Here is a 17,482-nt window from a genome sequence, read left to right as displayed (position 1 = left end):
AGCTAAAGTAAAGTTGACAGAAGTCTATGATAACAATATCATGATTACAGTTTCTAATTGCAGGAGGTAGGTGAAATAATGCACTTAGCCGGTAGCGGCAGAGTGATCATTCAGCTGACTGAAAAGTTAGATGAAGGAGCAATACTCTGTGACGAGACAGGAACTAAAGTAGCAAAAGTAATGGAACTAATCGGTCCAATAAAAAGACCGTTTGCGTCAGCAACTCCATTAACAAATAATATCAAAAAATACATTGGCAAAAGCGTTTTTGCATTTGAACATTCTCCTGCAAACACACAAAAATTTAGGAGAAGAAGAAAATGAACATATTACAAACCCAAAGCTGTCCTGAATGTAAATCATCATTAGTAGATGACATTCAGAATGGTGAAATAATCTGCTCTGGTTGCGGCGTAGTTGTTGCAGATCAGATGGTAGATTATGGTCCAGAAACAAAGAGCTCAAATCTCGAAGACAAGATGAAGCTAGCAAGAGCAACAGGACAAACAACTTATTCTCAACATGATTTGGGAATAACAACTGAGATATCAATTAGCACAAAGGACTTTAGTGGAAAAACAATCAACCATCAAGTTGCTAATCAAATGCACAATCTCAGAAAATGGCAACAAAGGGTACGCGTTTCTTCACCAAGAGAAAGAAGATTGGCAAATGTTTTATCAAAAATGGGTGAGACATGTGATGGTCTAAATCTTTCAAAAAATGTCTTGGAAACAGCTTCTATGATTTACAGAAACTTGGATGGACATGTAGAGGTAAAAGGAAAATCTGTATCAAGCATTACAGCTGCTACAATCTACATGGCATGTAAACAATGCGACGTTGTAAGATCATTAGAAGAAATTTGTAGAGGAATATGTGCACCAAAAGATGTCAAGTCAAAAACAAAACTTGCAGCAAAATACTATAGAACCATGGTAATGGAAATGGGGCAAATAAGCGCCCCAGTTGTTACTATGAACAAATACATCTCAAAGATTGCAAACATGACACAAACTGAAGTTAGAGTTGAAAGACTAGCCTTAGAAATAGCAGAAAAAACTAAAGACAGTAATATTGCAGACGGAAAAGCACCAAACGGAATTGCAGCCGCGTATCTGTATGTAGCCTCAGTTTTGTTAGGACAAAATGTCCTTCAAAGAGACGTCTCAAGTATTGCAGGTGTCACAGAAGTAACAATCAGAAACAGATGTAAAGAGATTCTAACATGCTATAAACTCAAAATTACTTTGAGACCGTCTCTGGCCAAATTTTAATCCCCCCCCCTTTTCATTTTATTATTTATTTTAGAAAATTCTATTAGGATTAGCTAAATTTCGTCGGTATTATATATAGAAAGAATCAAAATTGAATTATGGCAGTGCTTGAGATTAAAGATCTTCATGTTACTCGTGAGGGTAAAGAAATTCTCAAAGGAGTAAATCTGAAAACAGGCCCAGGAGAAGTACATGCAATCATGGGACCAAACGGTTCTGGAAAAAGTACTTTAGCATATACATTACTTGCACATCCAAAATACGAAGTTACTAAAGGAGATATTTTGTTAGATGGAGAAAGCATTTTAGAATTATCAGCTGATGAGCGTGCAAAAAAAGGATTATTCTTAGGATTTCAATATCCTACCGAAGTTTCAGGTGTTGGTTTTTCACATTTTCTTAGAACAGCTTACAATTCACTAAGTAAAGCACTTCAAGGTGACGACAGAGAAGTATTCATCACAGTAAGAGAATTTCAGAAATACCTCAAAGATAATTTAAACAAGGTTGGATTAAAAGAAGAATTTCTTTCAAGATATCTAAACGAAGGGTTTTCAGGTGGAGAAAAGAAACGTGCTGAAGTATTGCAGATGGCTGTTTTAAAACCAAAGATTTCAATTTTAGATGAACCAGACTCTGGGTTAGATATCGATGCAGTTCAAGCAGTTGCACAAGCAATTAGCAAGGTTGCTGGAAAAGATTCTACAATAATTGTAATTACACATTATGCAAGAATTTTGAAATTTTTAGATAAACTAGATTATGTCCACGTATTTGCAAGAGGTCAAGTTTTAAAGACTGGTGACGCATCCCTTGCAGACAAATTAGAAAGCGAAGGATATGATTGGGTTTTAGAACAAAAAGCATAATCAATTTTAATATATTTTTAAAAAGAATAAGCGTAAATGATTTTTGATGTCATTGTCGCTATTCAAAGTTAATGTAGAGTTTAACAAAGAATTTTTCAGTATTGAGAAAGACCAAATCACCATAGGAATAAAAACAAAACCCATCAAAGGGAAAGCTAATAAAGAAATTATTAAAAAAATTGCAAAGCATTTCAAAGTTTCAACATCAATGATTCAAATAAAATCAGGACATAAGTCAAGTCAAAAAATCATACAAATACAAGATTAGAGAATCTAGTTTTTGTTTAAATAGGGTTTTAAAAATGGAAAAGCATGGAATCAAATAACGAAGAGCAGTATTTTTTTAATTTCTCGTTTTTCAGGGTAGATCCCAAATGGAGATGGATGGCAGATTTAGCTAAAGATGAATCTGCAAAAGAAGTAGAAAATGTAATTAAAAATTCGGGGATAAAATTTAGAACGTATTCAACATTAGGATTAAGAGATGATGCAGACTTTTTGTTTTGGTTTGCAGCAAAAACTGTAGATGAGATTCAAAAGGTAATAGAAAAACTATACACAACGGTTTTTGGAAAATATATCATACCAGCAAAAACGTATTTGTCTTGCACTAGACCTTCAATCTACATAAAATCTGGAAAACCATTAGGGTTTATTGTAGATGAAGAAATGAAAAAACATGTAATAGTTTATCCATTTACAAAAACCAGAGAATGGTATCTACTACCAAAAGAAGAAAGACAATCAATAATGGATGAGCATATTGAAGTTAGCAGGAAATACCCACAAATCATACTTAACACGACATATTCTTTTGGCATTCATGATGAAGACTTCATGTTAGCATTTGAAGTGGACGAAATTAGAGATTTTCAAGATTTGATAATGGATTTGAGAGAAACAAGAGTTTCAAAATATGTACAAAAAGATACTCCAATGATCGTATGTGTTAAAAAAGACATTGTTCCTTTGATAGGAAGTCTTGGATAGTGGAATCTCTAAAAGAATGGGCAACTATTGTTAGTGCACTAGAAAACGGTGATCAAACAGTTCTTTTAAGAAAAGGTGGAATATTAGATGTCACATCAGGATTTAGGATTGAATCAAAAAAGTTTCTATTGTTTCCCACACAAGAGCATCAAGAACACAATCACATAAAACCACAATTTCATAAATATCTCGAACAAGTAAAATCAAACCCACCAAAAAACGGATTTAACAGAATTACATCGTATGCTGAAATATTGGCAGAAATAGACATTTCAGTAGAAGAGACAATAAAAAAATTAGCCCCATTTCATATTTGGAGTGATTCCTACATCAATGAAAGAAGAAATTGGAAACCAGAAAATCCTATGAAAACCATGTTTTTAAAAGTCTACAAGATTCCGGAATTAAGTATACCATTAAAATCTGAATACCAGGGTTGCAAATCTTGGATAAACATAAATGAAGAAATTACAGAGGGGAAAACTGTTTTGAGTAATACAGAAATTGAATCAAAACTAGATGAGTTCAAGGAGATAGTAAATTGAAGTATAAGACATTAGGGAGAAGCGGAATCAAAGTATCTGAAATTGGATTTGGGGCATGGACACTAGGTCTCGATTGGTGGGGTAAGAAAATAGAAGAAGATGAAGGAAAACGAATGCTCAAAAAAGCATACGATTTAGGAATTAATTTCTTTGAAACAGCTGATATGTATGGTAAAGGAATAACCGAGAAACTAATTGGACAAGTTTTCAAAGGAATGAGAAATGAAGTAGTAATTTCGACAAAATACGGATATGATTTTGCAAATGCAGAGCAAATAGGACATGCAGAACTACCTCAAAGTTTTGAACCAGAGTTTACAAGAAAGGCACTTAGTGCATCACTTGAAAGACTACAAACAGATTATGTAGATGTTTATGGATTACATAATCCAAAATTAAATCACATTAGAGATAACACCACTTTTAATTTATTAGATAATTTAATCCAGGAAGGAAAAATAAAAGCATCACAAGTTGCACTTGGTCCAGCAATAGGATGGGCACAGGAAGGACTAGAAGCTATGGAAAGAAAAAGTGTCACAGCAGTTCAAACAGTGTATAATATTTTAGAACAAACACCAGGAAATGAATTAATTGAAAAAGCAGAGAAACAAAATGTTGGAATTTTAGTCAGGGTACCTGATGCATCAGGAATTCTTACAGGCAAAGTAAAAGCAGAGACGGTAATTCCAAGCAATGATCATAGAAAAGACAGAAAACAAGAATGGAGGCAAGAGGCACTAAAAAAAGTAGAACAGTTCAGACCAATTGCTGAGCGAAACGGATTAAACATAACAGAATTTGCAATTAAATTTATCTTATCAAAAAAATCAATCGGATCTGTCTTACCCACAGTTGTAAGTGTTGAAGAAATTGAATCATTTGCAGCAATATCAGACGGTAAATATCTGAATTCCTCAGATATGAAAGAGATTGATGACTTGTATAATACATGGCCTACATACGAATTAAAAGCAACTCAAGCAAATTAGTTTTCAAATGGACAAACCATTAGATGTCATAAAGACATTAGAAATTATAGACAGAATGAAATTTGCAAAGATTGGAGAATATAAAAAATGGAATGCCATAGTTAAAAAAATTAAAAATAATGCTGAACTAAGTCCTTTAGATTTAAAATATTTTTCAAGCATGACAAGAATTTACAAAAATTCAAACAAAACTGTGAGAAGTAAAGCATACCACACAAAACTATCAAAACAGGATGAAAAACCACCATGTAAGATTTGTAGGAATAATTCAGAGTATTATTGCAACATAAATGATCAATACTTTTGTATGATTCATGTGGTAGGACACGATGAAAACGAATTCTAAGATGCTGAGATTGTTTCTTCTAAAGTAAAAGTATTTTCAACAAAATATTCAACACGGGTCTTTTTAAATTCACGTGTACTAAACAATATTTTGTAATCATCCACATTAATTTGATTTTGAATAGTTTTTGCAACCTCTCCTGCTTCACTTTCAGATTTACAATGAATCATAGAAAATACACTATATGGCCAATCAGGATATGTTGGTCTTTGGTAACAATGACTGACTTGAGGGAAAGCACCTAATTTCGAACCAACTTCTGAAATTTTATCATAAGGTACATTCCAAACAATCATGCCATTAGCTGTAAAACCAACTTCTCTATGTCGCAAAATTGCGGCAAATCTTCTCATTACTCCTATTTCCTCATAATACTTTAGTTTATCAAATAATTCACTTTCAGTGAGTCCGAGTTTTTTTGCAGGAATTAAAAATGGTCTATCAACAATATCCATATCTTTTTGCAATTCACGGATGAATTCTTTGTCTTCTTCAGTAGGAACAAATTTTATATTTTTAATTTCTTTTTTTTCTTCAGTTGGTGCAATATCATGTTTTTTTTCATCAATCATATCCAGTTTTACTCCAATTTTGAATAATTGGATTGTGGGAAGCATTCTAACTTTTTTAATTCCTTTTAAAACAGAAAATTTGTCAACTTCAGATTTTAAATCTGAACCAGGCGGTACTGCTAGAGTAAACCATAGATTAAACTGATGATCCCGTTCATAGTTATGACTTACACCAGGATGACGATTAATTTGATTTGCCACATATTCTAATTTATCAGATTCAATCTCCATTGCCACCAAGGAGCTTTTGTAACCAAGTCGTCGTGTATCAAATATTGCGCTAAGCTGTCGCAATACTCCAATTTTTTTAAGATTTACTAGTCGTTCTTTAATAATTTCAGGAGTAGTTTCAAATTTTTTTGCAATGTCATCAAAAGGCTTTGGCGTAAGTGGAAAAGTCCATTGAATCTCATTAAGAATTTCCTTATCCAAATCATCCATGGATTGAGTCAATATACCATCAATCTCATTATTCAATTAAAAATGTAGCTAGGATATTACGCATTAGAGTTTAATGTATAAATAGAAACAGTAGTTGTTTTGATCGGTGATAGTTAATCTAAATCTTCAGGGTAAAGTAGTCATCGTTATCGGAGGAGGAAATGAAGCACTAAAAAGAATCAAATCATTATTAAAAGAAAAGTGTCAGATCATAGTAATTAGCAGCACAATAAATGATCAGATAAAAAACCTAATAAAAAATAAAAAAATTAAATTTAAAAAACAAAAAATTCAAGATACGTCTATTCTTTCAATCTATAAACCAGATATAGTAATTACTACAACAAACAATAAAAAATTAAATCAAAAAATAATTAATGATGCTAAAAGTAAAAAAATCACAGCATATAGCTCTGACAATTCAGAATTAAGCGATTTTTCTAATCCTGCAATTATTGATTTTGATAATTTAATTCAGATTGCAATCTTTACAGGCGGGAAAAGTCCAGCAATGGCTAAAAAATTGAGAATGGAGTCAGAGAAAATATTCAAGAAGTTAATTACAAAAGAGGAAATTGGTCAAATAAAAATTCAGAATATTATAAGAGAAATTGCAAAAAACAAGATCGCTACCCAAAATGAAAGAAAAAACTATCTCAATAACATAATGAATAACAAAGAGATCAAACAGTTAATAAAAGAAGGTCAGCTGAAAAAAGCAGAAAATCAAGCTAGAACAATATTGAGGAACTGGAAATGAACCAAAACATAATCAATGCACGGATTACTTTTCGTAACGCACCTATTCATATTCTTGAAAGATTCACCATAAGAGATTTAGAAAATGCATATGTTCACTTCAAAAAACATTCGGGTTTGGAGGAATGTGTGATTATTCAAACATGTAATAGAATAGAACTATTTGGCAAAGCAAAAAATTACAACATTAGTAAAATCAAAAAAACATGGGCCTCACTAACAGGACTAGAAGAAGAAGCATTTGAAGAAAACATAGAATTTGTTGAAAACTCAGAAGCTATTCACCATTTACTAAAACTAACATCAGGATTAGATTCGATGGTCATAGGAGAAGAGCAAATTCTAGGTCAGATAAAAAACTCCATAACATCAGCTAGAAACGCAAAAGCTTCCGGTCAGCACCTGAATAATTTATTTGATAAAGCAATCAGAATAGGAACAAGAATTAGAAATTCTTCTGGAATTAATCGTGGCGGCATATCAGTTGGTTCAATGGCAGTAAAATTAGCTGAAGAAAACGTAGATGAGTTAAAACTAAAGAAAATTTTGCTAATTGGAACTGGTGAGGTATCAACGCTTGTTGCAAAATCACTTGTACGAAGAGGATATGATTTTGTCGTAACTAGTAGGACAATGGATAGATCCCAGGCATTTTGTGAAACCATGGGAGGTAAACCTGTAAAATTTGAAGATGTCTTATCAGGATTTGAAAATTATGATGTATTATTTGTAGCAACAACTGCTCCTTACTTTTTAGTTACTCAAGAAAGAATAGTAAAAGCGATGAAAATAAAGAAAAGCGGAATGATGATTCTAGATTTATCAAATCCTAGAACAGTTGATGAGAAAGTTGCAACGATAGGTGCAGTGAAATTAATGAATTTAGATCAAATTGCTGAGATGGTTGAAAAAAATATGAAATCGCGATTAAACAAAGTAAAAAGTGTTGAAAATATAATTAGTGAGGAAGTATCTGTACTAGAAGCCTCAATGAAAAGATTAGATGCAGAACCATTGGTGAAAGATGTCTTCAAAAATATAGATTCTCTAAGAGTAAAAGAATTACAAAAAGCACTTCAAATGCTTAATGAAAAAGATGAGAAAAAAATCAAGATAATTGAAGAATTGACAAAGGCGGTAGTAGAAAGTATTGTATCAACACCTATGAACAACATACGCAAGGCATCAGAACAAGGTGAGCCAGATATTATCGAAATGGCAAGTAAATTATTTGACTATAAAAAACAAAAAGAATTAGACTAGAATTATATCTGACCCACAATAAATTTTGATGATGTCATTTCCAACTAGACGGCTTCGTAGATTAAGAACATCGGAGAAAATGAGAGAATTAATTCAGGAGACCACTTTAACATCAAGAGATCTAATTTGCCCAGTATTTGTTCAAGAGGACCTCAAATCTAGAATAAAAGTTGAATCAATGTCAGAAATTGAGAGATTACCTTTAGAAGACATCAATGATGAAATTGGAACAATTTCGGATCTAAATATCCCGTCTATCATGCTGTTTGGAATTCCTACAAAGAAAGATGATGCCGGTACTTCTGCATTTGATGATAAAGGAATTGTTCAAAAGGCAATTTCTCAAATCAGAGAAAATTTTGGAGATAAAATAGTAATCATGGCAGATGTATGCTTATGTCAATTTACATCCACGGGTCATTGTGGAATAATCAAGGGAGATAAAGTAGATAATGATTCCAGTCTAGAAACACTAGCAAAAATTGCAGTTAGTCAAGCAAAAGCTGGTGTAGATACTGTTTCACCATCTGCAATGATGGACGGACAGGTATCGGCCATTAGAAAAGCATTAGACGAAGAAGGATTCAAAGATGTTTCCATAATGTCGCATTCTGCAAAGCATCGTTCATCATTTTATTCACCATTTAGGGATGCAGCGGAATGTGCACCAAAATTTGGTGATAGAAAGACGTACCAAGTTCCATTTACAAATGCACGTGAAGCATTGATGGAAGTTGAAACAGACATCAACGAAGGGGTAGACATCGTAATGATTAAGCCGGCTTTAGCATACCTTGATTTGATAGCCGAGACCCGTAGAAGATTCAATGTTCCAGTTGCAGCATACAGTGTATCTGGAGAATATGCATTAGTAAAAGGCGCAGCAAAACAAGGTTGGGTAAATGAAAAAGACATAACAGAAGAGATACTTTATTCAATTAAACGAGCTGGTGCAGACATGATTGTAACATATTTTGCAAAATCTGCAGCAAAGTTTCTTCAAAAAGCATGAGAAACGACGAACGCTTTGAGATAGAAAGGGCTTTTGATTTATTACCACATATAGTAGGTTCAAGTTGGGCAGTTATTTGGTTTAGATTAAATAAAATTAAAACCCTACTCGTGAAGAATATAGGAAAAAAGTTTTAGAATACCTAAAAATGATGGAGCCTGTTTTTGAATCATATAAAGCAGACAAAGATCTTATAGAGATAACAAAATACATTGAATCAAGAAAGCAAGAAGAATATCAAAAAATTATTTCTGGAACAAACGTAGAAGTTGAGAAAAGATATAATCGATATATTGACTATGGGTAAAAAAATAAAAAATATTTAGGAAAAAAAGACTATGGCATCTCTAAAGGAATAGATACTTTGCCATATGGTTCAGAGATTCTAAAGTAATATTCCTTAGATGCATCATATTCAAATGTAGTTCCACCATATCCAATGTTTGGTCCAAATAACATGTTAAATATTTCAGAGGTGCCAGGTTTTACTACAATTTGTCCATTTGTGAAATCCATCCCAGAATATTTGAATGCTTTATCACCATTCCAAACATCATAGTTACAGACTGCAGGACCAGTACACATCATAGAAACATTGTCAGTACTAGTGTTAAAAGCTAAAATTCTGATGGATAAAATAGATTGTCCACTTTCAGTAATTTCAAATGAATTTCCTTCAGTACCAAGACCTGTCCAATAATAAATTAGTGGACCTGCGTTATAGGATTGGCCATTTGATATAATTTGGTATGCCTCGATTGCGTGTTTTGCAGTTTTTTCACAATTTAATCTTGGATATGCTTGTTTTATGTCAGCACATTTTTCTAATTCAGCCTCAAGTGACGCAATTTTTGAATTATCAGATGCAACAGGTAAAGAGTCAGAAGATTTAACTTCAGAAGAAATTGAAATTACTCCAGTTTTTATCAAATGTTGTATCCCATTGACAAACTCTTTATCTGTAATTGTTCCATCTGCCCACCATCCTGCATTATTTTTTATCCAATCAGGAACTGATTGAGATTTTTCTGCAGACACATCTGTTGGAGGAATTACAATTACACCTTCTTTTATCAAAATTGAATTCCTTGAATGAATTCAGATTCAGATATTGTTCCATCTGCCCACCATCCTGCATTATTTTTTACCCAATCTGGGACTCCTTCTGCACTAGCAAATGAGGCAGTTGAACCAACCAGAATAATTGAAGCTATGACAGCAATTGTTGTTTTCATTATTAGATCGTTGGAACTTATAATATTTAAGATGGTGCTAAATTATAATCTAGTGCTAATTATCAAGAAAAAAATTTTAAAAGCTAGTGCCAATTGCAAAAAAAAAGAAATTGATTATTTAAGTAATGAAATAAAAATGAAAAAGTGGCTAAACTAAATCCAAACTTTAATGATAAAGATTACAAAATATCTGAAAAAGACATATCAGATTATGTGATACAAAGATTTGAAGATGTAAAAAGTTCAAATAAATACAAAAACATGTTAGCATTTCATACAGCCAACAAATTCATGTTAATGGCTCATGATCAAGTAGAACTAAAAAAATTAGGAAGTATTGTTGCAAGTCATAAAAAAATACCATTTTCAGAAATACTACAAGAATATGAAAATCATCTAAGAATTGCAATGGGAAAACCCCCAACGATCAAAACACATTCCAATGTAATAATGCATATTTTTGGTTATTTTTTAAAACATTTAGATCAAAATGAAAAAAGGATATTTTTGAATAGTTTAGAACAATTTAGAGAGGGTAAAAAAACCATAGGCGAAATTCTCTTAGAAATTAGCCCAATTATCTATCGTTTTGATAACATATATCTTGCAAGCCAAACATATTTTTTGTTATATTCAGATATTGAACATAGGACGATATTTCAATCAGTAAATATCAAAGAGTATGAATAATTAAAAATCTAAATTGGTTTTCCTTTGTTTTGATAATCAATTACCTTGTGAAAAGTATTATGAGATGCAATTATGGCAATCGATACAACAAGAATTCCTATAAAATTCCTTAAAGCGAATATTTCATTTGGAGGGGAAGCCAGTATAGAAATATTAAAAATAAGATTGAAGTTGTCGAGTGACCAAAAAATCAGAGTTATCCAAGATAAAATACCACTAATCATAAATCCCAATCTGGTTTTACTATTAACAAAAATAATTGCAGATGCAATTCCGGCATACCAAATAATTCCAGCTAAAAACCAAATGGGCGCATAAACTTCAGGCCTATCATCAAGCCAGTAATGTGTAGTTCCAATTATTGCCATCACAGTTAGTGAGCCAAGTAAGAGTTTTTGATTTATTTTAAAGCCAGTTTTTTCTTCTCTTGGATTTATTTCAGGAGGATTTTCTCTCATCTCTTTTGTTGCAATGTCAATTGATTCTCTAACTGATTTTAATTGAATTGGGATAATTTTAGTAATAGAATCGTCATTTACGACAGTATCATGAACTAAACTATCAATTAATGGTCGTGCCAGAGAAGCCTTCACAGGGGTAATTAGATCCACCCAATAAGATGAAAGCCTAGTGGTTAGAAATGGAATTTGGATTACAAAGAGATTTTTATTTAGATAAGCAGAGTAAACACGCATCAATTCTTCATAGGTCATTTTATCTGGACCTCCAATTTCATAGATTTTACCACTTGTTTCAGGATGATTCATGCAACCTATAAGATATTTTATAACATCATCAACTGCGATTGGTTGTGCAAGGGATTTCACCCATGATGGCGTAATCATTATTCGTAGTCTTTCTACAAGATATCTGAGCATTGCATAGGAACCTCCTTGAGCACCAATAATCAGAGATGCTCTTAATTGAGTAACAGGGATGCCACCAGAAGCAAGTATTTCGCCAACTTCTTTTCTGCTCTGCATGTGCGGAGATAATTCCAAACTATCATTTACTAACCCACCAAGATAGATTATTCTTTTTACATTAGCTTTGGTAGCTGCTTTGAGAAAATTTTGAGCTTGAATTCTTTCTCTAGCTGCAAATTCTCTCCAGTGTTCCTTATCTCCTTCCATTGAATGGAGAAGATAATACACAATATCAATTCCAGACATTGCTTTTTCTAATTGCTCAACATCAAAACATCAGTCTGAACATACTTTACATTATGTGTATCAGAAAGCTTTCTTCTACTCATCCCCTTAACAGTAAAACCAGAAGAAGATAATGTTGAGATTAACTTAGAACCAATAAATCCTGTAGCCCCCGTAACTAATATGGAATAAGGAGTGAATTCAGGAGATGTATGATTATTTATTTTTTGATTCATGGTTTATTTAATTGGGTTTTACTTGATACATCTATTTTCAAACAAAATAACTGCAAACCGTAGAAAATGTGCATAAAAACGCTTAATCAAATTAATTATTTAAACTAGTGCTATAGTATAGTGCTAGTGCCAAATACTAATAAAAATTGAAAATATGTTTCAAAACAAGGCTAAATTGAGTAGAAATATAAAAAATTTTAGCACTAGATATCAAGGTTAGCATTAATTAAATAGTTTGTAGCATCAAATTTCAACATGGTATACATTAGAGCTAAAAAAGTAAAATCAGATAATTATCTATACTTAGTAAAAAGTGTCTGGAATTCTAAAAAAAATACATCAAAACAAGAAATTGTAAAATATTTAGGAAAAGCATCTGAAGTGGTTAAAGATGACATACCACTAGACTATAGAAATGATCCAAAGATATTAGCAGTTTTGGCATCACATAATCCAAAAGATATAACAAAAAGAGAGGAATCAACAAAAAAATCAAAGCAAGCACTTTACAAAAAATTAACTGAGGGGGATATCCAATCATCTGTAAAAATTTATGAAGAATATATGAAAATTTTTGATCCAGCTGATTTTTTTGATAAGATTTTAAGGCCAGTGATGTATAAAATAGGAGAAGATTGGGCAGACAATACAATCAGCATAGCAACGGAACATGTTGCAAGTAATGTTGCCCAAACACTAGTTAAAATCATAATGGATAAAGTGTCAGGTAGTGCAAACAAAAAGAAAATTCTAGTGTGTGTTCCACTTGGAGAAGAGCATCATTTAGGATGTGATGTGTTAGAGACATATCTTTCAATAAAGGGATTTAAAGTATACAACATAGGAACATCAATACCCACAGAATCAATACTTAGTTTTATTGAATATAACAAACCAGATATAGTATTGGTTTCAATAACTTTGGAAGACAATATATCAGCAGGTCAAAGATTAGTCAAGAAAATAAAAGATCAATATAGTATTCCAATATTAGTAGGTGGATTTGCATTTCAATCTGAAAAAACTCATAAATTTAATGCCAAAGTTATTCAGGATGTAAATTTGGATGAAATTCCAAAAATTATCAGAACGGCATAAAAACAACATAATTAAAAATTAGCACTAGTCTCATATTCAATTTCAGTTTATATCAATATAACACGTAAATGAAATATGCAAAAAAAGAACCAATTACGAATCCTTGTGGTGAAATTTAATGGGTAGAACATGTAGAGGAATTTGCCAGATGCATAAAGCAGAACCAGTTCCAAATAAGATCAGATATGAAATTGGACAAAAAAGGTGTACTTTTTGTGGCATATTTTTGTCACTTGACGATACTCGATGTGTTTGTTGTAAAGCGGTTTTGAGAACAAGAGCCAGAGGCAAGAAAAATTAAATCAACTATTGAATTTCATTTTTTAGTTGATTCAAAAAACTATTCAAAATTTTGGTTCTTTTTTTAGCCTCAATTTTACCAGATTTTGTATTCATGAGGGATTCCAATCGGAGTAGTTTTTGATAAAAATGGTCCAGGGTCCAAATTTTATCGTCTGGAAGTCTATTTTTACAAAATGGATCTTTTACATTATAAAATGGTCTTTTTTCAGAACCACCAACTGCAAAAACTCGAGCAATTCCTATCGCTCCAATGGCATCCAATCTATCGGCATCCTGAAGAATTTTACCAACTATTGTTGAAGGAATTTTATTTTGAGAGAAACTATGATCACGTATAGCATCAGAAATTATTTGAATTTCTTCATTATCAAAATTAAATTTTTTTAAAATTTTTTTTGATTTTTTAGCGCTTTGTATTGAAGAAAGTTTTGAGCGTTTGTCAGACTTTGGATATGAGACAATATCATGAAGTAAAACTGCGCAGAGAACAAGTTTTTTGTTTACTCGTTCTTTTTTACATATCATTTGGGCATTTTTATAGACACGCATTATATGAGCAAAGTCGTGTGCAGAATCATTATCCATTAACCCTCGTACTTCATTTTTTAACAAATTTACAACGTCCATATTAAAATCTCCACAGCCTTGGCCTTACAAATTTTAATTTTTTGTATGTAATTAAATGAGCCCAATTAATTGAAGTAAAAAATATAACAGTACCAATACTTATTCCATCTAATAATAAAATTCCAATATAACGTTCTTCAAAAATTTCAAGAAGAGGGGTTAAAACAATATTACTGATAGACAACATTACATAATAAGATAAAGCCCTTCCAAACCAAAATCCAACATATAGTCCAAAACTTTTTGCCCTCATCAAACCATATGTAATAAACAACATGTTACTAGGAAGTGGGGTAGCTCCAAATAGAAAAGATGCAATAAAGTATCCATGTTTTTTCCTATTAAGAAAATCACCGATTATATCAAGATTGGATTGTTGTTCAGAACCTACAAATTTTCTAAAATAACTGCTTATGTTTTTTAAAATGAATCTTCCAATTGTTGCTCCAGTTGCTCCAATTATTGAAAGGGTTATCAAATTCAAACTTGGGTCTAATGCATAAAATGATGATAGAATAATCCATGTCGGGGGTACTAATATTGGAGAAGCATTTACTCCAATGAGAATAAGAAAAATTCCAAAATAAGAAAACTCGGTAATAATTTCTAAAATATCCAACTTATCTTCGATATAATCAGGATTTTTTTATTTCTAAACCCTTGGATTGAACTTTAAGCATGAAAATACAACAAAATGATCGTAAAAAGACAAAAAATTACAAAAAAAACAGATCAATGATCAGAAATTGGAAGAAATTGCATCAATCGTTCAATATACTTATAAGCAAATTACGCATATACAACACATGGCAGAAGGAAGATGGAAATGTTTTAGATGCAATCTTACATTCAAAGATGAAAATATTGCAATGATGCACAAGAAAATTTCAAAGCATTCCATTACCAAAGTAAAACAAATCGTAGCCTAAATTTTTCAAAAAACATCGAATATTTTCAGAATTTTAAGATGATAGTGCAGAGGGTGGGATTTGAACCCACGAACTCCTGAGAGAAAGGATTTCCTATTTTTGAGGATCTTGAGTCCTTCTCGGTTGACCGGGCTTCGATACCTCTGCAATGAGACTCAATAATGACTGATATTTTTCGATTGCTATTGGATTAAAATTTGAGAAAAGATCGTAAAATGTCAAGAGTTTTTTAGAACATATTTTCCAAGTATGAAACATTACAAAAATAGTCTAAAAAATAAAGATAATACGTTTTGTGAAAAAATAAAATAGGATAAACCCAAAATATCACTTGGTAATTAGTGATTATCAGGGTAAAAAGATCATAAAATAAGGTGTAAAAAATAAAAAAGAAAAATCACTCACACTAGTTTTTTACTTGTGTGAATGGGGTTATCCAAGATTGGACAATGTTTCTATTCAAGTCAGCAAAAGCGCTTACGTTATCATTGAATGTTTTGATATTTTGTACTGTTGCATCAATTGTGGTTTTTACAATTTGATTTTGGACAGTATTTGCTTGAACAACTTGCTTGTTAAGATCTACAAATGTAGTTTTCATTGCATCTGGAATTTCAGTTGAAAGACCATTCTTTTTTGCAAATTCTTGCTGCATTGAGAGTGAAGCATCGATTGTTTTTTCGCAAGCTTTGACACATTCTTCTTGCAAATGGGTCATTGATTGAAAATACTGTGGTACATTTTTTGTAACATTTTCAAAGTATTTTTGAACATTTTGCTTGTACATTGAATATGCATTGCCCGACTGATTTGATTGTGGGTTTTGTGTATTCATGCCATTGATTTCATATTGGGATATATATACTATTGGTAATAAATGGTAATTAATGGTAATAGTTGGGTATAATCGTCATTTATAACAAAAATACAAAATTATTCCAGATCGAACATAAAATACTAAAATTAACATAATTTTCACATATTTTTATTGTTCATACTACCAAATCAATGAATTTAGAAAATCTCAAGATATTTTTTGAGATTAAATTGAACTTTTTTAATCAATCAAAAATATTTAAAAAAGCTTATAATTGTCCAAACTAGAGTCAAAACACATGGCAGAATTTCAATCAGTAGCAGAAGTAAAAAAAATGCGAAGCGGTATTAATCTTAAAGCTGAAGTAAAAAGTAAAGGAGAACCAAGAACAGTGAATCTCAAAACAGGTGGTACTGTTGATGTATGCGATGCAGTAATATCTGATGGTGCAGATGACATGAAACTAACATTATGGGGAGATGACATTAAAGCAGTAAATGTAGGAGATACAGTAGTAATTACAAATGGATACACAAATGAATTCAAAGGAGAAGTTTCCTTAACAAAAGGCAAATTCGGCAAGATGGAAATTAATCCACAGTAATTTTTAATTAGATTTTTTACTCATCAACTAATTTCAAAAATTATAATTTAAGCAAATTAATCATTCAGAAACTTCGTTTATTGTTTTGAATATTTTTCCAGTCTATAAAGTATAAAATAATCCCTATAATTAACATAAAAATACCAAAAATCAATAAAATACCAGATATTGCTAAAGGCAAAATTTTATTCATAAATGGAGAATTTGGATTTGATAACTCATGAGAATTATCAGGATCTTCAGAAATCATCACTACAACATCAACCATTCTAGAACCATGATTTTGAATTTCAAAGTTTAATGTGTCAGATTTAGTAATTTCTAGCATCTCAAAAATTATTGGACCATCTTGTGGAAATACACCGAAATCATCTCCATAAATATTAGAAATTGATATTGAAAGGTTATCCCCATTGTCATAGTCAAGTATCTGAACTCCCCATAACAAAGGAATATCATAAGATTTTGGACTGTAAGAATAATATCCCAACCCACCTGGATAAATTGAGATTTTTTCAGATATTTGATTAAACATTCCTTCAAACATAGAAGGAGCATAAAAGTCTCCATCAGTAAAACTAGAAGTTGGAAAAACAGATACAATAATCAAAAGAGATACAATCACTAGCACTAAACCAGAAATCCCAATTATAGGACCACGTTTTTTCATTTTAATTAAAATTCTAAAGATAAGGCCTACTTTAACACTAACGATATTTATGAGAG

At 31.6% G+C, this 17,482-nt stretch carries 24 protein-coding genes, 1 tRNA gene and 1 pseudogene; 17 read left to right on the top strand and 9 right to left on the bottom strand.

Annotation, left to right across the window (positions count from 1 at the left end):
- Nucleotides 1-57: 57 nt before the first annotated feature.
- From DSQ20_RS02920 to DSQ20_RS02885, 8 genes are all read left to right on the top strand, one after another.
- Nucleotides 58-324, top strand: coding sequence for an H/ACA ribonucleoprotein complex subunit GAR1 (locus DSQ20_RS02920; RefSeq protein WP_081470632.1), 267 nt, complete (start codon nucleotides 58-60; stop codon nucleotides 322-324).
- Nucleotides 321-1,277: a transcription initiation factor IIB family protein gene (locus DSQ20_RS02915; RefSeq protein ID WP_007549954.1), complete on the top strand. Its 957-nt coding sequence runs from the start codon at nucleotides 321-323 to the stop codon at nucleotides 1,275-1,277. The genes DSQ20_RS02920 and DSQ20_RS02915 overlap by 4 nt, the downstream gene beginning before the upstream one ends.
- 98 nt (nucleotides 1,278-1,375) lie before the next feature.
- Nucleotides 1,376-2,146: a Fe-S cluster assembly ATPase SufC gene (gene sufC / locus DSQ20_RS02910; RefSeq protein ID WP_048109510.1), complete on the top strand. Its 771-nt coding sequence runs from the start codon at nucleotides 1,376-1,378 to the stop codon at nucleotides 2,144-2,146.
- Between the two features lie 46 nt (nucleotides 2,147-2,192).
- Complete coding sequence (locus tag DSQ20_RS02905; RefSeq protein ID WP_179365968.1) at nucleotides 2,193-2,414, top strand: DUF167 domain-containing protein; 222 nt, start codon at nucleotides 2,193-2,195, stop codon at nucleotides 2,412-2,414.
- Nucleotides 2,415-2,458: 44 nt separating this feature from the next.
- On the top strand, nucleotides 2,459-3,136 hold the full coding sequence (locus DSQ20_RS02900) for a chlorite dismutase family protein (protein ID WP_179365967.1): 678 nt from the start codon (nucleotides 2,459-2,461) through the stop codon (nucleotides 3,134-3,136).
- The gene (locus DSQ20_RS02895) at nucleotides 3,136-3,681 is read left to right on the top strand and encodes a DUF1802 family protein (RefSeq protein WP_179365966.1); all 546 of its coding nucleotides are present in this window, start codon (nucleotides 3,136-3,138) and stop codon (nucleotides 3,679-3,681) included. The genes DSQ20_RS02900 and DSQ20_RS02895 overlap by 1 nt, the downstream gene beginning before the upstream one ends.
- Nucleotides 3,678-4,673: an aldo/keto reductase gene (locus DSQ20_RS02890; protein WP_179365965.1), complete on the top strand. Its 996-nt coding sequence runs from the start codon at nucleotides 3,678-3,680 to the stop codon at nucleotides 4,671-4,673. Before DSQ20_RS02895 ends, DSQ20_RS02890 begins: the two co-directional genes overlap by 4 nt.
- 7 nt (nucleotides 4,674-4,680) lie before the next feature.
- Nucleotides 4,681-5,019: a hypothetical protein gene (locus DSQ20_RS02885; protein WP_179365964.1), complete on the top strand. Its 339-nt coding sequence runs from the start codon at nucleotides 4,681-4,683 to the stop codon at nucleotides 5,017-5,019.
- Here the strand turns inward: DSQ20_RS02885 and DSQ20_RS02880 are convergent.
- Nucleotides 5,016-6,032: an Lrp/AsnC family transcriptional regulator gene (locus DSQ20_RS02880; protein ID WP_179366298.1), complete on the bottom strand. Its 1,017-nt coding sequence runs from the start codon at nucleotides 6,030-6,032 to the stop codon at nucleotides 5,016-5,018. The two genes, DSQ20_RS02885 and DSQ20_RS02880, sit on opposite strands and share 4 nt — an antisense overlap.
- 106 nt (nucleotides 6,033-6,138) lie before the next feature.
- On the opposite strand from DSQ20_RS02880, the gene DSQ20_RS02875 reads away from it, so the two are divergent.
- The 4 genes from DSQ20_RS02875 to DSQ20_RS10550 all read left to right on the top strand — a co-directional run bounded on the left by DSQ20_RS02875 (nucleotide 6,139) and on the right by DSQ20_RS10550 (nucleotide 9,373).
- Nucleotides 6,139-6,792: a bifunctional precorrin-2 dehydrogenase/sirohydrochlorin ferrochelatase gene (locus tag DSQ20_RS02875; RefSeq protein ID WP_179365963.1), complete on the top strand. Its 654-nt coding sequence runs from the start codon at nucleotides 6,139-6,141 to the stop codon at nucleotides 6,790-6,792.
- Nucleotides 6,789-8,054, top strand: coding sequence for a glutamyl-tRNA reductase (gene hemA, locus DSQ20_RS02870; RefSeq protein ID WP_179365962.1), 1,266 nt, complete (start codon nucleotides 6,789-6,791; stop codon nucleotides 8,052-8,054). Before DSQ20_RS02875 ends, hemA begins: the two co-directional genes overlap by 4 nt.
- Nucleotides 8,055-8,085: 31 nt before the next feature.
- A complete protein-coding gene (hemB, locus tag DSQ20_RS02865) occupies nucleotides 8,086-9,066 on the top strand; it encodes a porphobilinogen synthase (RefSeq protein ID WP_179365961.1) in 981 nt (326 codons plus the stop codon).
- 148 nt (nucleotides 9,067-9,214) lie between these two features.
- A complete protein-coding gene (locus DSQ20_RS10550) occupies nucleotides 9,215-9,373 on the top strand; it encodes a hypothetical protein (RefSeq protein WP_255458311.1) in 159 nt (52 codons plus the stop codon).
- Between the two features lie 29 nt (nucleotides 9,374-9,402).
- On the opposite strand, the gene DSQ20_RS02855 is transcribed toward DSQ20_RS10550, so the two are convergent.
- Nucleotides 9,403-10,143 carry a peptidase gene (locus tag DSQ20_RS02855; RefSeq protein WP_370464192.1) on the bottom strand — a complete coding sequence of 247 codons (741 nt, stop codon included), beginning with the start codon at nucleotides 10,141-10,143 and terminating at the stop codon, nucleotides 9,403-9,405.
- A complete protein-coding gene (locus tag DSQ20_RS10995; RefSeq protein WP_370464191.1) occupies nucleotides 10,140-10,301 on the bottom strand; it encodes a hypothetical protein in 162 nt (53 codons plus the stop codon). Before DSQ20_RS10995 ends, DSQ20_RS02855 begins: the two co-directional genes overlap by 4 nt.
- A 144-nt stretch (nucleotides 10,302-10,445) precedes the next feature.
- On the opposite strand from DSQ20_RS10995, the gene DSQ20_RS02850 reads away from it, so the two are divergent.
- Nucleotides 10,446-10,991, top strand: a complete 546-nt coding sequence (locus DSQ20_RS02850; protein WP_179365960.1) for a YbgA family protein — start codon at nucleotides 10,446-10,448, stop codon at nucleotides 10,989-10,991.
- Between the two features lie 8 nt (nucleotides 10,992-10,999).
- Here DSQ20_RS02850 and DSQ20_RS02845 read toward each other — a convergent pair.
- Nucleotides 11,000-12,378: pseudogene (locus DSQ20_RS02845) on the bottom strand (NAD(P)H-binding protein).
- 255 nt (nucleotides 12,379-12,633) lie between these two features.
- Between DSQ20_RS02845 and DSQ20_RS02840 the strand changes: the two are divergent.
- Nucleotides 12,634-13,476, top strand: coding sequence for a B12-binding domain-containing protein (locus DSQ20_RS02840; RefSeq protein ID WP_179365959.1), 843 nt, complete (start codon nucleotides 12,634-12,636; stop codon nucleotides 13,474-13,476).
- 118 nt (nucleotides 13,477-13,594) lie between these two features.
- Nucleotides 13,595-13,777 carry a hypothetical protein gene (locus DSQ20_RS02835; RefSeq protein ID WP_179365958.1) on the top strand — a complete coding sequence of 61 codons (183 nt, stop codon included), beginning with the start codon at nucleotides 13,595-13,597 and terminating at the stop codon, nucleotides 13,775-13,777.
- 5 nt (nucleotides 13,778-13,782) lie between these two features.
- Here the strand turns inward: DSQ20_RS02835 and DSQ20_RS02830 are convergent, their stop codons facing one another.
- Together DSQ20_RS02830 and DSQ20_RS02825 are read right to left on the bottom strand one after the other, a co-directional pair.
- Entirely contained in the window at nucleotides 13,783-14,406 is a 624-nt protein-coding gene (locus tag DSQ20_RS02830; RefSeq protein WP_179365957.1) for an HD domain-containing protein, read from the bottom strand.
- Between the two features lies 1 nt (nucleotide 14,407).
- Entirely contained in the window at nucleotides 14,408-15,025 is a 618-nt protein-coding gene (locus DSQ20_RS02825) for a hypothetical protein (RefSeq protein ID WP_179365956.1), read from the bottom strand.
- A 187-nt stretch (nucleotides 15,026-15,212) separates the two neighbouring features.
- Between DSQ20_RS02825 and DSQ20_RS10420 the strand changes: the two genes are divergently transcribed.
- On the top strand, nucleotides 15,213-15,335 hold the full coding sequence (locus DSQ20_RS10420) for a hypothetical protein (protein ID WP_007549928.1): 123 nt from the start codon (nucleotides 15,213-15,215) through the stop codon (nucleotides 15,333-15,335).
- 45 nt (nucleotides 15,336-15,380) lie between these two features.
- Here the strand turns inward: DSQ20_RS10420 and DSQ20_RS02820 are convergent.
- Together DSQ20_RS02820 and DSQ20_RS02815 are read right to left on the bottom strand one after the other, a co-directional pair.
- Nucleotides 15,381-15,482 (bottom strand) — tRNA-Leu (locus tag DSQ20_RS02820).
- A 259-nt stretch (nucleotides 15,483-15,741) separates the two neighbouring features.
- Entirely contained in the window at nucleotides 15,742-16,170 is a 429-nt protein-coding gene (locus DSQ20_RS02815) for a hypothetical protein (RefSeq protein WP_179365955.1), read from the bottom strand.
- 280 nt (nucleotides 16,171-16,450) lie between these two features.
- Here DSQ20_RS02815 and DSQ20_RS02810 point away from each other — a divergent pair, with 280 nt between their 5' ends.
- Complete coding sequence (locus tag DSQ20_RS02810) at nucleotides 16,451-16,756, top strand: hypothetical protein (protein WP_007549924.1); 306 nt, start codon at nucleotides 16,451-16,453, stop codon at nucleotides 16,754-16,756.
- 64 nt (nucleotides 16,757-16,820) lie between these two features.
- On the opposite strand, the gene DSQ20_RS02805 is transcribed toward DSQ20_RS02810, so the two are convergent.
- Complete coding sequence (locus DSQ20_RS02805; RefSeq protein ID WP_179365954.1) at nucleotides 16,821-17,426, bottom strand: hypothetical protein; 606 nt, start codon at nucleotides 17,424-17,426, stop codon at nucleotides 16,821-16,823.
- Nucleotides 17,427-17,482: the final 56 nt, after the last annotated feature.

It is taken from the genome of Nitrosarchaeum sp. AC2 (assembly GCF_013407385.1).
GTDB lineage: Archaea > Thermoproteota > Nitrososphaeria > Nitrososphaerales > Nitrosopumilaceae > Nitrosarchaeum > Nitrosarchaeum koreense.
This window is presented reverse-complemented; position numbering and strand designations above follow the sequence as displayed.

Excerpts from the sequence above, each read along its gene's own strand:
- DSQ20_RS02915 (WP_007549954.1), top strand. The coding sequence starts at position 321 with ATGAACATATTACAAACCCAAAGCTGTCCTGAATGTAAATCATCATTA.
- sufC (WP_048109510.1), top strand. The coding sequence starts at position 1,376 with ATGGCAGTGCTTGAGATTAAAGATCTTCATGTTACTCGTGAGGGTAAA.
- DSQ20_RS02905 (WP_179365968.1), top strand. The coding sequence starts at position 2,193 with ATGTCATTGTCGCTATTCAAAGTTAATGTAGAGTTTAACAAAGAATTT.
- DSQ20_RS02900 (WP_179365967.1), top strand. The coding sequence starts at position 2,459 with ATGGAATCAAATAACGAAGAGCAGTATTTTTTTAATTTCTCGTTTTTC.
- DSQ20_RS02885 (WP_179365964.1), top strand. The coding sequence starts at position 4,681 with ATGGACAAACCATTAGATGTCATAAAGACATTAGAAATTATAGACAGA.
- DSQ20_RS02880 (WP_179366298.1), bottom strand. The coding sequence starts at position 6,032 with ATGGATGATTTGGATAAGGAAATTCTTAATGAGATTCAATGGACTTTT.
- hemA (WP_179365962.1), top strand. The coding sequence starts at position 6,789 with ATGAACCAAAACATAATCAATGCACGGATTACTTTTCGTAACGCACCT.
- hemB (WP_179365961.1), top strand. The coding sequence starts at position 8,086 with ATGTCATTTCCAACTAGACGGCTTCGTAGATTAAGAACATCGGAGAAA.
- DSQ20_RS10550 (WP_255458311.1), top strand. The coding sequence starts at position 9,215 with ATGATGGAGCCTGTTTTTGAATCATATAAAGCAGACAAAGATCTTATA.
- DSQ20_RS10995 (WP_370464191.1), bottom strand. The coding sequence starts at position 10,301 with ATGAAAACAACAATTGCTGTCATAGCTTCAATTATTCTGGTTGGTTCA.
- DSQ20_RS02840 (WP_179365959.1), top strand. The coding sequence starts at position 12,634 with ATGGTATACATTAGAGCTAAAAAAGTAAAATCAGATAATTATCTATAC.
- DSQ20_RS02835 (WP_179365958.1), top strand. The coding sequence starts at position 13,595 with ATGGGTAGAACATGTAGAGGAATTTGCCAGATGCATAAAGCAGAACCA.
- DSQ20_RS02830 (WP_179365957.1), bottom strand. The coding sequence starts at position 14,406 with ATGGACGTTGTAAATTTGTTAAAAAATGAAGTACGAGGGTTAATGGAT.
- DSQ20_RS10420 (WP_007549928.1), top strand. The coding sequence starts at position 15,213 with ATGGCAGAAGGAAGATGGAAATGTTTTAGATGCAATCTTACATTCAAA.
- DSQ20_RS02815 (WP_179365955.1), bottom strand. The coding sequence starts at position 16,170 with ATGAATACACAAAACCCACAATCAAATCAGTCGGGCAATGCATATTCA.
- DSQ20_RS02810 (WP_007549924.1), top strand. The coding sequence starts at position 16,451 with ATGGCAGAATTTCAATCAGTAGCAGAAGTAAAAAAAATGCGAAGCGGT.
- DSQ20_RS02805 (WP_179365954.1), bottom strand. The coding sequence starts at position 17,426 with ATGAAAAAACGTGGTCCTATAATTGGGATTTCTGGTTTAGTGCTAGTG.